Annotated in this window: 5 protein-coding genes and 3 rRNA genes; 2 read left to right on the forward strand and 6 right to left on the reverse strand. The window is 67.5% G+C overall.

The genetic code is table 11. The features are described 5' to 3' along the window. Positions 1-93 precede the first annotated feature (93 nt). Both ACYP53_RS02695 and ACYP53_RS02700 read right to left on the reverse strand, forming a co-directional pair. Complete coding sequence (locus ACYP53_RS02695; RefSeq protein WP_189922437.1) at positions 94-732, reverse strand: response regulator; 639 nt, start codon at positions 730-732, stop codon at positions 94-96. A 320-nt stretch (positions 733-1,052) separates the two neighbouring features. Further along, positions 1,053-5,732, reverse strand: coding sequence for a HAMP domain-containing protein (locus tag ACYP53_RS02700; protein ID WP_189922263.1), 4,680 nt, complete (start codon positions 5,730-5,732; stop codon positions 1,053-1,055). Positions 5,733-6,031: 299 nt separating this feature from the next. On the opposite strand from ACYP53_RS02700, the gene ACYP53_RS02705 reads away from it, so the two are divergent. Further along, positions 6,032-8,707 (forward strand): SpoIIE family protein phosphatase, encoded by a 2,676-nt coding sequence (locus ACYP53_RS02705; RefSeq protein WP_459647946.1) that lies wholly within the window; start codon positions 6,032-6,034, stop codon positions 8,705-8,707. Positions 8,708-8,965: 258 nt separating this feature from the next. After that, entirely contained in the window at positions 8,966-9,529 is a 564-nt protein-coding gene (locus ACYP53_RS02710) for a GPR1/FUN34/YaaH family transporter (RefSeq protein ID WP_459646555.1), read from the forward strand. Positions 9,530-9,579: 50 nt separating this feature from the next. Here ACYP53_RS02710 and ACYP53_RS02715 read toward each other — a convergent pair whose 3' ends face one another. The 4 genes from ACYP53_RS02715 to ACYP53_RS02730 all read right to left on the reverse strand — a co-directional run bounded on the left by ACYP53_RS02715 (position 9,580) and on the right by ACYP53_RS02730 (position 15,594). Then, positions 9,580-10,422 (reverse strand): phosphatase PAP2 family protein, encoded by an 843-nt coding sequence (locus ACYP53_RS02715; RefSeq protein ID WP_459646556.1) that lies wholly within the window; start codon positions 10,420-10,422, stop codon positions 9,580-9,582. Between the two features lie 60 nt (positions 10,423-10,482). Continuing rightward, positions 10,483-10,599: ribosomal RNA gene (rrf, locus tag ACYP53_RS02720) — 5S ribosomal RNA — on the reverse strand. A gap of 82 nt (positions 10,600-10,681) precedes the next feature. Then, positions 10,682-13,800, reverse strand: a 23S ribosomal RNA gene (locus ACYP53_RS02725). A 270-nt stretch (positions 13,801-14,070) separates the two neighbouring features. After that, a 16S ribosomal RNA gene (locus ACYP53_RS02730) occupies positions 14,071-15,594 on the reverse strand. The 16S, 23S and 5S rRNA genes sit together here, the layout of an rRNA operon. Positions 15,595-15,734 lie beyond the last annotated feature (140 nt).

Raw genomic sequence — 15,734 nt, forward strand, 5'->3', positions numbered from 1 at the left:
CCCGGACGTGTCGCAGACACACCGTCACGCTGACCGGGATTCACCCGGCCGCCGCACCCGGACCACCCGTACGGGTGAACGCGGGGCAGCGGATCAGGAGCTTCCGGGGCGCATCGCGTCCAACGCCCGGCGCAGCCCCACGAGCTTGCGCTCCAGGTGCGCGGCGGTCGCCGCCACCCCGGCGTCCTCGACCCCGTCCAGCTGCTTGCCGAGCGCCTCCGCCTGCTCCTCGACCGCCGCCAGCCGCGCGGACAGCTCGCCCAGCAGCGCCCCGCCGAGGGCCGACTCGCCGCCGCCCGACTCCAGCTGCAGCCGCAGCAGCGCGGCCTGCTCCTTCAGCTGGCAGTTCTTGACGTACAGGTCGACGAAGACGGAGACCTTGGCGCGCAGCACCCACGGGTCGAAGGGCTTGGAGATGTAGTCCACGGCCCCGGCCGCGTAGCCGCGGAAGGTGTGGTGCGGGCCGTGGTTGAGCGCGGTCAGGAAGATGATCGGGATGTCCCGGGTGCGCTCGCGGCGCTTGATGTGGGCGGCCGTCTCGAAGCCGTCCATCCCGGGCATCTGGACGTCCAGCAGGATCACCGCGAAGTCGTCGGTGAGCAGCGCCTTGAGCGCCTCCTCGCCGGAGGCGGCGCGCACCAGCGTCTGGTCCAGCGCGGAGAGGATCGCCTCCAGCGCCAGCAGGTTCTCCGGTCGGTCGTCGACCAGGAGGATCTTCGCCTTCTGCATCAGGGCCCGCCCTCCTGTCGCCTGCCTGCTCGCCGGTGCAGGCACCCGCGTACCGCCCACCGCTACCCCGGTCATGCTAGCCGCACCCCCTCGCCCGGCACATCGCCCCGTCGGGACCCGATCCGGAGCGGCGCGCGGCCAGTGCTCCGGCGCACGCTCAGCAGGGCGTTGCCATCCGGTCACTGTTCGCAACGATCGGTGACCCTACCGGGTTCCCGGGGCCGACCGCCAGCAAACCGACCGACCGGCAGGCGTGAACCGCGGGGCCCGGCCCGGGCTTCACGCCTCCCCGGGCCGCCACGCGCCCGCCCCGGTACGCCCGTTCACGCACGGTCCCCGCTCAGCCACTCGTGCATCACCGACAACAGGTGGTCGGTCTCCACCGGCTTGGTGATGTGGTCGGTGGCGCCCGCCTCCAGCGACTTCTCCCGGTCGCCCTTCATCGCCTTGGCGGTCAGCGCGATGATCGGCAGACCGGCGAACTGGGGCATCCGGCGGATCGCCTCGGTGGTCGCGTAGCCGTCCATCTCCGGCATCATGATGTCCATCAGGACCAGCGCCACGTTCTCGTGCTGCTCCAGCATCTCGATGCCCTCGCGGCCGTTCTCGGCGTACAGGACGGTCAGACCGTGCTGCTCCAGCACGCTGGTGAGCGCGAACACGTTGCGGACGTCGTCGTCCACGATCAGCACCTGCTGGCCGTCGAAGCGCCGGTCGCCGTTGACCGGCCGGGGCCGCACCGGCTCCACCGGCCGCGGCCCGGCGGCGCTCTCCAGCGCCGCGCTGCGCCGGCGCTCCACGGCGCCGCGGCGGCGCTCCTCGGCCAGCTCGCGGACCTCCTGGGCCCAGTGGTCGGCCGGGTTCTCCCCGACCGGCACCGGGAGGCCCACCGGGGTCACGCCGACCGAGGCGCGCGGCGCCTGGGCGTTCGACCCGGCCAGGCGCTCGCCCGGGCGCGGCTCCCCGGCGGGGTCCGGGGCCTCGGTGCGCAGCGGCAGGTAGAGCGTGAACGTGGAGCCCTTGCCCAGCTCGCTCTCGGCGTGGATCTCGCCGCCGAGCAGCCGGGCGATCTCCCGGCTGATCGACAGGCCGAGGCCGGTGCCGCCGTACTTGCGGCTGGTGGTGCCGTCGGCCTGCTTGAACGCCTCGAAGATCTCCCGCAGCTTGTTGTCGGGGATGCCGATGCCGGTGTCGGAGACCGAGAAGGCGATCAGCCCGTCGTCCGGGCCCTGGATCGAGCCGGACTCCAGCAGCCGCTCCCGCACGTGCTGCGGGACCTCCTGGCCGGCCGGGCGGATCGAGAAGTCCACGGCCCCGGCGTCGGTGAACTTCACCGCGTTGGAGATCAGGTTGCGCAGCACCTGCTGGAGCCGCTGCTCGTCGGTGTGCAGGGTGACCGGCAGGGCGGGCGAGACCCGGACGGCGAAGTCCAGGTTCTTGTCCAGCGCGACCGGCTGGAAGGTGGCCTCCACGTAGTCGACCAGCTGGACCAGGGCGATCCGGGCCGGGCGGACGTCCATCTTCCCGGCCTCGACCTTGGAGAGGTCGAGGATGTCGTTGATCAGCTGGAGCAGGTCGGAGCCGGCGCCGTGGATGGTGTCGGCGAACTCGACCTGCTTCGGCGAGAGGTTGCCCTCGTTGTTGTCGGAGAGCAGCTTGGCCAGGATCAGCAGCGAGTTGAGCGGGGTGCGCAGCTCGTGCGACATGTTGGCGAGGAACTCGCTCTTGTACCGGGAGGCCAGGGCGAGCTGTTCGGCGCGCTCCTCCAGGACCTGCCGGGCCTCTTCGATCTCGCTGTTCTTGATCTCGATGTCGCGGTTCTGCTGGGCGAGTTGCTCGGCCTTCTCCTGCAACTCCTCGTTGGTGCGCTCCAGTTCCTCCTGGCGCGCCTCCAACTCCGCCGACCGCATGGAGAGTTCCGCGGTGAGCCGCTGGGACTCCAGCAGCAGGCCCTCGGTCTTGGTGTTGACGCTGATGGTGTTGACGGTGACGCCGATCAGGTCGGCGATCTGGTTCAGGAAGTCCAGCGCGACGGTGGTGAAGGAGCTGAAGGTGGCCAGCTCGATCACCCCGAGCAGCCGGCCCTCGAACAGCACCGGCAGCACCACGATGTGGGCCGGGGAGGCCTCGCCGAGACCGGAGGCGATCTTGAGGTACCCGGGCGGCGCCTCCTTGAGGATGATCGCCCGCTTCTCGACCGCGGCCTGGCCGATCAGCGACTCGCCGGGGCGGAAGGTGGTCGGCATCGCCCGCCGCTGGTAGCCGTAGCTGCCGATCAGCCGCAGCACGGTGTCGTTCTCGTCGTCGTCCTCGGTGATCAGCTCGGCGGTGCGGCCGGCCGGCTGGGCGAGGAAGAAGGCGCCGTGCTGGGCGGAGACCACCGGGGTCAGCTCGGTCATGATCAGCGACGCGACCGCCTCCAGGTCCCGGCGGCCCTGGAGCAGGCCGGAGATCCGGGCCAGGTTGGTCTTGAGCCAGTCCTGCTCCTGGTTGGTGCGGGTGGTCTCGCGCAGGTTGGCGATCATCTGGTTGATGTTGTCCTTGAGCTCGTCGAGCTCGCCGGCGGCGTCCACGTCGATCCGCAGGCTCAGGTCGCCCCTGGTCACCGCGGTGGCGACCTGGGCGATCGCGCGCACCTGCCGGGTCAGGTTGTTGGCCAGTTCGTTCACCGACTCGGTCAGGTCCTGCCAGGTGCCGTCCACCCCGGGCACCCGGGCCTGGCCGCCGAGGCGTCCGTCGGTGCCCACCTCGCGGGCGACCCGGGTGACCTCGTCGGCGAACGCGGAGAGCTGGTCGACCATGGTGTTGATGCTGGTCTTGAGCTGGAGGATCTCGCCGCTCGCGTCGACGTCGATCTTCTGCGAGAGGTCGCCGCGGGCCACCGCGGTGATCACCAGCGCGATGTTCCGCACCTGGCCGGTGAGGTTGTTGGCCATCAGGTTGACGTTGTCGGTCAGGTCCTTCCAGATGCCGGCCACGCCCGGCACGCTCGCCTGGCCGCCCAGGGTGCCGTCGGTGCCCACCTCGCGGGCCACCCGGGTCACCTCCACCGCGAAGGAGGAGAGCTGGTCGACCATGGTGTTGAGGGTCCCGGCGAGCGCCGCCACCTCGCCCTGCGCGTCGATGGAGATCTTCTTGGAGAGGTCGCCGCGGGCCACCGCGCCGGCCACCTCGGCGATGTTGCGCACCTGGCCGGTCAGGTTGGACGCCATGAAGTTGACGTTGTCGGTCAGGTCCTTCCAGATGCCCGACACCCCGCGCACCCGCGCCTGGCCGCCCAGGATCCCCTCGGTGCCCACCTCGCGGGCCACCCGGGTCACCTCGTCGGCGAAGGCCGACAGCTGGTCGACCATGGTGTTGACGGTCGTCACCAGCTCCAGGATCTCGCCCCGGGCGTCGACGGTGATCTTCTTCGACACGTCGCCGCGCGCCACCGCCGTGGTCACCTCGGCGATGCTGCGGACCTGACTGGTCAGGTTGTTGGCCATCAGGTTGACGGAGTTGGTCAGGTCCTTCCAGATGCCGGCCACCCCGGGCACGCTGGCCTGGCCGCCGAGGATGCCCTCGGTGCCGACGTCCCGGGCCACCCTGGTGACCTCGTCCGCGAAGGCGCCCAGCTGGTCCACCATCGTGTTGATGGTGTTCTTCAGCTCCAGGATCTCCCCGCGCGCGTCCACCTGGATCTTCTGCGACAGGTCGCCCTTGGCCACCGCGGTCGTCACCTGGGCGATGTTGCGCACCTGATCGGTGAGGTTGTTCGCCATGAAGTTGACGTTGTCGGTCAGGTCCCGCCACACCCCGGCCGCCCAGGGCACCTGCGCCTGGCCGCCCAGCCGGCCCTCGGTGCCCACCTGACGGGCCACCCTGGTCACCTGCTCGGCGAAGCCGGAGAGCTGGTCCACCATCGTGTTGATGGTGTTCTTCAGCTCCAGCATCTCGCCGCGCGCGTCCACCTCGATCTTCTGCGAGAGGTCCCCGCGCGCCACCGCCGTGGTCACCTGGGCGATGTTGCGGACCTGGCCGGTCAGGTTGTCGGCCATGAAGTTCACCGAGTCGGTGAGGTCCCGCCACACCCCGGCCACGCCCGGCACCTGCGCCTGGCCGCCCAGCCGGCCCTCCGTCCCCACGTCCCTGGCCACCGTGGTGACCTGCGCGGCGAAGCCGTTCAGCTGGTCCACCATCGTGTTGACGGTGTTCTTCAGCTCCAGCATCTCGCCGGCCACCTCGACGGTGACCTTGCGGGACAGGTCGCCCTTGGCCACCGCGGTGGTCACCTGGGCGATGTTGCGCACCTGCGCGGTCAGCCGCCCGGCCATGGTGTTGACCGAGTCCGCCAGGTCCTTCCAACTGCCCGACACGCTGCGGACCTTGGCCTGGCCGCCGAGCTTGCCCTCGGTGCCGACCTCGCGGGCCACCCGGGTCACCTCGTCGGTGAACTCCGAGAGCTGGTCCACCAGCCCGTTGACGGTCCGCCCGATCCTCAGGTACTCGCCGCGCAGCGGGTGGCTCACCCCGTTGCCGTGCAGCGAGCGCAGCTCCATCTTCTGGTCCAGGTCGCCCTCGGCGATCGAGGTCAGCACCCGGCCCACGTCGGCCATCGGCCGGGCCAGGTCGTCGATCAGCGCGTTGCAGTTGTCGACCGCCGCCATCCAGGCGCCCTCGCCCGCGCCGGTCTCCAGCCGCTCGTTCAGCCGGCCCTCGCGGCCCACCGCGCGCCGCACCCGCGCCAGTTCGCCGGTCAGGTGCTGGTTGCGCTCGGCGACCTCGTTGAACACCGCGGCGATCTCCGCCAGCGGTCCGTCACCCGGCACGGTCAGCCGGCGGCGGAAGTTCCCGTCCCGCATCGCGGTCAGCGCGGACAGCAGCTTGCGCAGGTCGGCGGGCTCCGCGCCACGGTTGTGGCTCGCTCGCCGGCCGGCCGCGTTCCGCGGCGCGGTCCCGGAGCGGCCGCCGCGCTGGGCGGGCGGCGTCGTACCGGTTGCGTCCTTGGTGGCCGAACTCAACGGGCCCCTCCCACATCGTGAACCGTCCGGTGGCCGCCCGTGCCGGGCCCGGCACGCGCCCGGGCACCGGCCCGGCTGGGCTGCGTACCGGCGGCCTTCGGCGCGCCGGCACCCACACGACCGTACTGCTCGTACCGGTCATCGCGGACCCCCCAGTCTGGCAGCACCTGCGCCCGGTGCACGGCCGGTTGCGCACGGTTGGTACCGCACCGTCCGAAACAGGTGGGCAGAATCACCCTCAGGTGCCTGTTTCGGCGCCCCGCCCCCACGGGGAACCAAGCGGAAAGTAGGGTGGAGCGCTGCACCGGGCCACGACCCGACCCAGCGCCGCCGCTCACCCCCCGGCGGCGCGTACGGGGAAGTCGCCGCACCCCGGACAGCCAGGGCCAGAGCAGCAGAGGAGAAGTGGCAACGTGGTCACCGCACGCGCAGCCGCCACGTTCGACCCCGACGGCCGGTCCGCGGCCGCCGCCCGGGGCTTCGTCCGGGACGCGCTGCTCGGCTGGGGCCTGCCCGAGGTCGTCGACGACGCGGTCGTCCTGGTCAGCGAGCTGGTCACCAACGCCGTCGTGCACGCCGGCACCGCCGCCGAGGTCTGCTGCCTCCGCGAGGAGGAGACCGTCCGGATCGAGGTCACCGACCACCACCCGGAACGCGGCCTGCCCTCCCTCGGCGACGGACCCGTCACCGCCTCCGACCGCTACGCCGACCCCGACGGCGAGGGCGGCCGCGGACTCCTGATGTGCTCCGCCCTCGCCGAACGGTGGGGCGTCGAGTACGGGGCCGGCCGCAAGACCGTCTGGTTCCGCCTCCTGCTGCCCGCACAGGTGGTCGGCACCCGCTACGCCGTTCCCGCCACCCCCGGCAGCGACCTGCCGAGCGGCCCCGGCCCGGTGCACGTCGCCGTCGTCCAACTCGACGAGGACGGCCGCGTCCTGGCCTGGAACCCGGACGCCGAAGCCCTCTTCCGGTACCCCGCCGCCACCGTCCTCGGCCGCCCCTGGGCCGACCTGGCCGTCTGGCCGCAGTCCCCCGGCCGCGGCCCCGGCCTCGCCGACACCCTGCGGATGGCCCGCTGGGAGGGCGGCTACGGGATCCGCCGCCGGGACGGCCACGAGGTCGAGGTGTACGGCGTCCAGGTCCGGGTCCGCGACACCGAGGGCGTCCCCTCCACGCTCTGCCTGCTCGTCCTCGAACCCGACCGCGCCGTGCTGCGCTCCCCCGCCCGCGCCCTGCCCGGCGAGCGCCCCGACCAGGCCGGCCCCCGGCTCGACCTGCTGGCCGGCCCGGTCGCCACCGACGACCTCGACACCCTGCTGCAGCGCACCGTCGAACGCGCCCGCGACCTGCTCGACGGCGACGCCGCGTACCTGCTGCTCACCACCGAGGACGAGACCGAGTTCGAGGTCCGCGCCGCCACCGGCCTCACCTCCGGGCACCGCCGGCACACCCGCTTCCCGGTCGAGACCGGCAGCCGCTACCACTCCGCCCGGCTGCCCTCCGTCCACGAGGACCTCTCCGCCCGCCCCACCGGCCTGCCCCTGCTCTCCGACAGCGGCATGCGCTCCCTGCTGACCGTGCCGCTCAAGGTCGAGGGCCGCCTGATCGGCTCGCTCGGCATCGCCGCCACCGCCCCCGGCCGCTACGACAACGAGGACGCGCTGCGCCTGCAGTTCGCCGCCGACCGGGTCGCCCTCGCGGTCGAGAGCACCCGGCTGACCGAACTCGAACGGCTGCGCCGGGGCTCGCTCTCCTTCCTCGTCGAGGCCTCCGACCTGCTGGCCGGCACCCTCGAACACGAGCAGACCCTCGCCCTCATGGCCCAGATGGCCGTGCCCACCCTCGCCTCCTGGTGCGCGCTCTACACCACGGCCGACCACACCTCCCCGGCCCGGCTCGCCTTCGTCCTGCACGAGGACGAGGACCGCATCGACCCGCTGCGCGACCTGCTCGACAAGACCCCCGTCCCGGAGGCCGGCCCGACCCACGGCGTCCGCTTCTGGCGGGCACCGGCCGAGACCGCCGAGGCCGGCGGCCTCACCGACAGCCCCGAACTCGCCGGTCTGCTGGGCGAGACCGTCGTCATCGCGCTGACCGCCCGCAACCGGGTCATCGGCCTGCTGGCGCTGGGCGTCCCGTCCGGCGTCCGCTTCCGCCAGGAGATCCTCGAACTCGCCGAGGACCTCTCCCGCCGCGCCGCCCTCGCCCTGGACAACTCCCGCCTCTACTCCGAGCGCACCGCCACCAGCCAGGCCCTGCAGCGCAGCCTGCTCCCGCCGGACCTGCCGGAGATCCCCGGCGTCGAGGTGGACGTCTACTACCAGGCCGCCGGCGAGGGCAACGAGGTCGGCGGGGACTTCTACGACCTGTTCACCATCCGCGAGGGCACCTACGGCTTCGCCATCGGCGACGTCTGCGGCACCGGCCCCGAGGCCGCCTCGGTCACCGGCCTGGCCCGGCACTCGCTGCGCCTGCTCGCCCGCGAGGGCCTGGACGCCCCGCAGGTGCTCCGCCGCCTCAACGCGGCCATCCTGGACGAGGGTGCGCGCAGCCGCTTTCTCACCCTGCTCTACGGCGAGTTGACGCCCCGCCCGGACGGCAGCACCGAGCTCTCCCTGGTCTGCGCCGGCCACCCGCTGCCGCTGCGGCTGCGCACCGACGGCCGGGTCGACCGCGCCGCCACCCCGCAGCCGCTGCTCGGCGTCATGGACGACCTCGACCTCACCGCCGAGCACCTGGTGCTCTCCCCGGGCGAGGTCCTGCTCTGCGTCACCGACGGCGTCACCGAACGCCGGGAGGGCCGCCGGATGCTGGGCGACGACGGCCTCGCCGAGGTGCTCACCGGCTGCACCGGCCTGACCGCCGGCGCCGTCGCGGCCCGCGTCCAGCGCGCCGTCGAGCGCTTCGCCCCCGAGCCGCCCTCCGACGACATGGCGATCCTGACCCTGCGGGTGCCCAACCAGCGCCAGCCGTGAGCGTTCCACAGCTGACGCAGTCACAAATTGTTATCTTCACAAGGGTACAAGCGCCCGACGCCGGGTAGACCGATCCCACCGGGAAATCCACCCGGCGGGGACGTGACCAGCGGGCTCTCCGCTGGCCCATCACTTCCGACCGCAGCCCACGCACGCTCACAGCCGTGCGTCCTCGGCGCGGTCGCGCGCATCCACCCATCGGAACCACACCACAGCGTTACTGCGCCCTGCGCGCGCCCAGAGTGAAAGGAGCCTCCGGTGAGCAATGACGCTACCGGGGCAACGAACGCCCGCTCCACCGGAGCCGACGCGGGTAACCTCGGCTACCTCGCCCTCGGCCTGACACTGCTCGCCTACGGCCTGCTCTCCACCGGCATCCTGCACGGCGCCGGCGTCGGGGACGCGGCCCACCTCGCCCACCTGCTCGGCGGCGTCACCCTCTTCATCGCGGGCCTCTGGCAGCTCCGCGGCGGCGAGGGCTTCACCGGAACCGCGTTCACCACCCTCGGCGCCTTCTGGGCGACCTGGTCCGCCGCCGGCGGAGCGGGCAAGAACGCCGCCGGACTGTTCCTGCTCCTGTGGGCCCTGCTCGCCCTCACCCTCACCGCGGCGGGTTGGGGCGCGGGCCTGCTCAGCCGCGCCGTCTACGGCCTGCTGACGCTCTCCCTGCTCCTGTCCGCCATCGCCACCTTCGGCGGCTACGGCGGCCTGGCCAAGCTCGCCGGCTGGGTCGCGGCCGCCTCCGGGCTCGCCGCCTGGTACTGGGCCACCTCCGCGCTGAGCAACGGCGCCTGGGGAAAGCTCGCCCTACCGGTCAAGTGAGACGCTGACGGCTGAGTCGCTGACGGCTCGACCGCCAGCTCGACCGAGGCTCAACCGACCTGCTCCAACCGCTCATCGGCGGTGCGGGGCCGGGTCTCCGTCCCGACGGAGACCCGGCCCCGTCGGCGTGCCGCCAGCGCCAGGACGGCGTAGGCGAACAGGAGGATCGCCACGGCGACGACGCCGTCCGCCCAGAAGTGGTTGGCCGTCACCACGACCACCGCGACCGTCAACACCGGATGCAGCACCACGGCCCACCGCAGCGAACTCCGGGACACCCGGATCACCGCGACCGCGGCCAGCACGCACCAGGCCACGTGCACCGAGGGCATCGCCGACAGCTGGTCCGCCACCACGACGCCGCCCATCGCGCCCCCGTACACCGACTGCCCGTACTGCGCGGCCACGTCGACGAAACCGCTCCCCGGCAGCATCCGGGGCGGCGCCACCGGGATGAACTGCACCAGCAGACAGACCGCGGTCGTGATCACCACCGTGTTCCGCACCCACGCGTACCGCTCGCGGTGCCGCACGAACACCCAGAGCAGGACGCCGAGCATCACCGCGAAGTGCATGACCGCGTAGTAGTAGTTCGCCAGCCGCACCAGCACCGGGTACGGCGTCACCGCCGCCTGCCAGGACGCCTCGTCCGGCAACCCGATCACCTGCTCGGTGTGGTGGATCCAGTCCGCCCGGTCCAGCGCGTGGTCCGCGCTCATCACCGACAGGTGCCCGACCAGCTGCCACAGCGCGAAGAGCGCCAGCAGCGTGCCGGCCTCCCGCAGCAACGCCGTCAGCCCCGGCTTCCGAACCCTCGACGCGACGTACGCGCCCGCGTAGAGGCCGGCGGCGGCGCCCCCGGCCGACTGCCAGGTGAGGGTCAGATTCTGCATTGGCAGAGGGTAACGCAAAAAGCCCCATCCGGGATCCGGATGGGGCTTTTTGGAATGATTGTTCGGCGGCGTCCTACTCTCCCACAGGGTCCCCCCTGCAGTACCATCGGCGCTGTGAGGCTTAGCTTCCGGGTTCGGAATGTAACCGGGCGTTTCCCTCACGCTATGACCACCGAAACACTATGAAACTGTCAACCGACACCCGACCAAGAATCGGGTGGGTCGTTGTTTCAGAACAACACAGTGGACGCGAGCAACTGAGGACAAGCCCTCGGCCTATTAGTACCGGTCAACTCCACCCCTTACAGGGCTTCCATATCCGGCCTATCAACCCAGTCGTCTACTGGGAGCCTTACCCTCTCAAGGAGGTGGGAGTGCTCATCTCGAAGCAGGCTTCCCGCTTAGATGCTTTCAGCGGTTATCCCTCCCGAACGTAGCCAACCAGCCATGCCCTTGGCAGGACAACTGGCACACCAGAGGTTCGTCCGTCCCGGTCCTCTCGTACTAGGGACAGCCCTTCTCAACACTCCTACGCGCACAGCGGATAGGGACCGAACTGTCTCACGACGTTCTAAACCCAGCTCGCGTACCGCTTTAATGGGCGAACAGCCCAACCCTTGGGACCTACTCCAGCCCCAGGATGCGACGAGCCGACATCGAGGTGCCAAACCATCCCGTCGATATGGACTCTTGGGGAAGATCAGCCTGTTATCCCCGGGGTACCTTTTATCCGTTGAGCGACGGCGCTTCCACAAGCCACCGCCGGATCACTAGTCCCTACTTTCGTACCTGCTCGACCCGTCAGTCTCACAGTCAAGCTCCCTTGTGCACTTACACTCAACACCTGATTGCCAACCAGGCTGAGGGAACCTTTGGGCGCCTCCGTTACCCTTTAGGAGGCAACCGCCCCAGTTAAACTACCCACCAGACACTGTCCCTGATCCGGATCACGGACCCAGGTTAGACATCCAGCACGACCAGAGTGGTATTTCAACGGCGACTCCACAACAACTGGCGTTGCTGCTTCAAAGTCTCCCACCTATCCTACACAAGCCGAACCGAACACCAATATCAAGCTATAGTAAAGGTCCCGGGGTCTTTCCGTCCTGCTGCGCGAAACGAGCATCTTTACTCGTAATGCAATTTCACCGGGCCTATGGTTGAGACAGTCGAGAAGTCGTTACGCCATTCGTGCAGGTCGGAACTTACCCGACAAGGAATTTCGCTACCTTAGGATGGTTATAGTTACCACCGCCGTTTACTGGCGCTTAAGTTCTCAGCTTCGCCCCACCGAAATGGAGCTAACCGGTCCCCTTAACGTTCCAGCACCGGGCAGGCGTCAGTCCGTATACATCGCCTTACGGCTTCGCACGGACCTGTGTTTTTAGTAAACAGTCGCTTCTCGCTGGTCTCTGCGGCCACCCCCAGCTCAAGGTGCAAGACCCATCACCAGGAATGGCCCCCCTTCTCCCGAAGTTACGGGGGCATTTTGCCGAGTTCCTTAACCATAGTTCACCCGAACGCCTCGGTATTCTCTACCTGACCACCTGAGTCGGTTTGGGGTACGGGCCGCCATGAAACTCGCTAGAGGCTTTTCTCGACAGCATAGGATCATCCACTTCACCACAATCGGCTCGGCATCAGGTCTCAGCCTCAATGAGTGACGGATTTGCCTATCACTCGGCCTACACCCTTACCCCGGGACTACCACCGCCCGGGCTGGACTACCTTCCTGCGTCACCCCATCGCTCACCTACTACCCTGTTGGGTCACCGGCTCCACCACTTCCCTTTGCCCGAAGGCTCCAGGACGGCTTCACGGGCTTAGCATCAAGAGGTTCAGCGTTGGCGCTTCAAAGCGGGTACGGGAATATCAACCCGTTGTCCATCGACTACGCCTGTCGGCCTCGCCTTAGGTCCCGACTTACCCTGGGCAGATCAGCTTGACCCAGGAACCCTTGGTCAATCGGCGCAAGAGTTTCCCACTCTTGTATCGCTACTCATGCCTGCATTCTCACTCGTATACCGTCCACGACTGGTTTCCACCGCCGCTTCACCCGGCACACGACGCTCCCCTACCCATCCACAGCCGTTAGGCCTTCGCATGTGAATGACACGACTTCGGTGATGTGCTTGAGCCCCGCTACATTGTCGGCGCGGAATCACTTGACCAGTGAGCTATTACGCACTCTTTCAAGGGTGGCTGCTTCTAAGCCAACCTCCTGGTTGTCTCTGCGACTCCACATCCTTTCCCACTTAGCACACGCTTAGGGACCTTAGTCGGTGTTCTGGGCTGTTTCCCTCTCGACCATGGAGCTTATCCCCCACAGTCTCACTGCCACGCTCTCACTTACCGGCATTCGGAGTTTGGCTAAGGTCAGTAACCCGGTAAGGCCCATCGCCTATCCAGTGCTCTACCTCCGGCAAGAAACACGTGACGCTGCACCTAAATGCATTTCGGGGAGAACCAGCTATCACGGAGTTTGATTGGCCTTTCACCCCTAACCACAGGTCATCCCCCAGGTTTTCAACCCTGGTGGGTTCGGTCCTCCACACGGTCTTACCCGCGCTTCAACCTGCCCATGGCTAGATCACTCCGCTTCGGGTCTTGGGCATGCAACTGGGTCGCCCTATTCGGACTCGCTTTCGCTACGGCTACCCCACACGGGTTAACCTCGCTACACACCGCAAACTCGCAGGCTCATTCTTCAAAAGGCACGCAGTCACGGCCCACCAGCAAGCTGATGAACGACGCTCCCACGGCTTGTAGGCACACGGTTTCAGGTACTATTTCACTCCGCTCCCGCGGTACTTTTCACCATTCCCTCACGGTACTATCCGCTATCGGTCACTAGGGAATATTTAGGCTTAGCGGGTGGTCCCGCCAGATTCACACGGGATTTCTCGGGCCCCGTGCTACTTGGGAGTTCTTCAAACGAGCCGTACAGATTTCGTCTACGGGGGTCTTACCCTCTACGCCGGACCTTTCGCATGTCCTTCGACTACCCATACGGTTTCTGACTCGCCGACCGGCCGGCAGACCGATCAAGAAAAATCCCACGACCCCGCATTGGCAACCCCTGCCGGGTCTCACACCAATACGGTTTAGCCTCATCCAGTTTCGCTCGCCACTACTCCCGGAATCACGGTTGTTTTCTCTTCCTGCGGGTACTGAGATGTTTCACTTCCCCGCGTTCCCTCCACACTGCCTATGTGTTCAGCAGCGGGTGACAGCCCATGACGACTGCCGGGTTTCCCCATTCGGACACCCCCGGATCAAAGCTCGGTTGACAGCTCCCCGGGGCCTATCGCGGCCTCCCACGTCCTTCATCGGTTCCTAGTGCCAAGGCATCCACCGTGCGCCCTTAAAAACTTGGCCACAGATGCTCGCGTCCACTGTGCAGTTCTCAAACAACGACCAGTCACACACCCTCAACACTCCGAAGAGCGCCTCGAGTGAGGCCGGCACTGAGACAACGGAAACCCGTTCCCTCAGGACCCAACAACGTGCCCGACACAACCCGCAGTGCTCTGTTTTCCACGCCGAAGCAGTACTAACAGGCCCTTACGAGCTGTGCCGAATAGTCAACGTTCCACCCATGAGCGACCGTGCAGAACATTCGCCTGCAAGCGGCCATGTGCTCCTTAGAAAGGAGGTGATCCAGCCGCACCTTCCGGTACGGCTACCTTGTTACGACTTCGTCCCAATCGCTGGTCCCACCTTCGACGGCTCCTCCCCTTACGGGTTAGGCCACCGGCTTCGGGTGTTACCGACTTTCGTGACGTGACGGGCGGTGTGTACAAGGCCCGGGAACGTATTCACCGCAGCATGCTGATCTGCGATTACTAGCAACTCCAACTTCATGGGGTCGAGTTGCAGACCCCAATCCGAACTGAGGCCGGCTTTTTGGGATTCGCTCCGCCTCGCGGCATCGCAGCCCTTTGTACCGACCATTGTAGCACGTGTGCAGCCCAAGACATAAGGGGCATGATGATTTGACGTCGTCCCCACCTTCCTCCGAGTTGACCCCGGCAGTCTCCTGTGAGTCCCCATCACCCCGAAAGGCATGCTGGCAACACAGAACAAGGGTTGCGCTCGTTGCGGGACTTAACCCAACATCTCACGACACGAGCTGACGACAACCATGCACCACCTGTATACCGACCACAAGGGGGCACCTGTCTCCAGGTGTTTCCGGCATATGTCAAGCCTTGGTAAGGTTCTTCGCGTTGCGTCGAATTAAGCCACATGCTCCGCTGCTTGTGCGGGCCCCCGTCAATTCCTTTGAGTTTTAGCCTTGCGGCCGTACTCCCCAGGCGGGGAACTTAATGCGTTAGCTGCGGCACCGACGACGTGGAATGTCGCCAACACCTAGTTCCCAACGTTTACGGCGTGGACTACCAGGGTATCTAATCCTGTTCGCTCCCCACGCTTTCGCTCCTCAGCGTCAGTAATGGCCCAGAGATCCGCCTTCGCCACCGGTGTTCCTCCTGATATCTGCGCATTTCACCGCTACACCAGGAATTCCGATCTCCCCTACCACACTCTAGCCTGCCCGTATCGAATGCAGACCCGGGGTTAAGCCCCGGGCTTTCACATCCGACGCGACAGGCCGCCTACGAGCTCTTTACGCCCAATAATTCCGGACAACGCTCGCACCCTACGTATTACCGCGGCTGCTGGCACGTAGTTAGCCGGTGCTTCTTCTGCAGGTACCGTCACTTGCGCTTCTTCCCTGCTGAAAGAGGTTTACAACCCGAAGGCCGTCATCCCTCACGCGGCGTCGCTGCATCAGGCTTTCGCCCATTGTGCAATATTCCCCACTGCTGCCTCCCGTAGGAGTCTGGGCCGTGTCTCAGTCCCAGTGTGGCCGGTCGCCCTCTCAGGCCGGCTACCCGTCGTCGCCTTGGTAGGCCATTACCCCACCAACAAGCTGATAGGCCGCGGGCTCATCCTGCACCGCCGGAGCTTTACACCAACCCCCATGCGGAGGAAGGTCATATCCGGTATTAGACCCCGTTTCCAGGGCTTGTCCCAGAGTGCAGGGCAGATTGCCCACGTGTTACTCACCCGTTCGCCACTGATCCACCCCGAAGGGCTTCACCGTTCGACTTGCATGTGTTAAGCACGCCGCCAGCGTTCGTCCTGAGCCAGGATCAAACTCTCCGTGAATGTATACCCGTAATCGGGTCGACACCCGCGTTGAGCGGCACGGCAACCACCGGAATAGGGCGGCCCCGCGCACTGCGTCCTCGCTAGTGTTTTACTTCAAAAGGAATCTCCAACCCCAGAAAAATCTGAGGCCGGGGATG

This window comes from Kitasatospora sp. Ki12, assembly GCF_054601375.1.

Coding starts and splice junctions, on each gene's coding strand:
- ACYP53_RS02715 (WP_459646556.1), bottom strand. CDS start 10,422: ATGCAGAATCTGACCCTCACCTGGCAGTCGGCCGGGGGCGCCGCCGCC.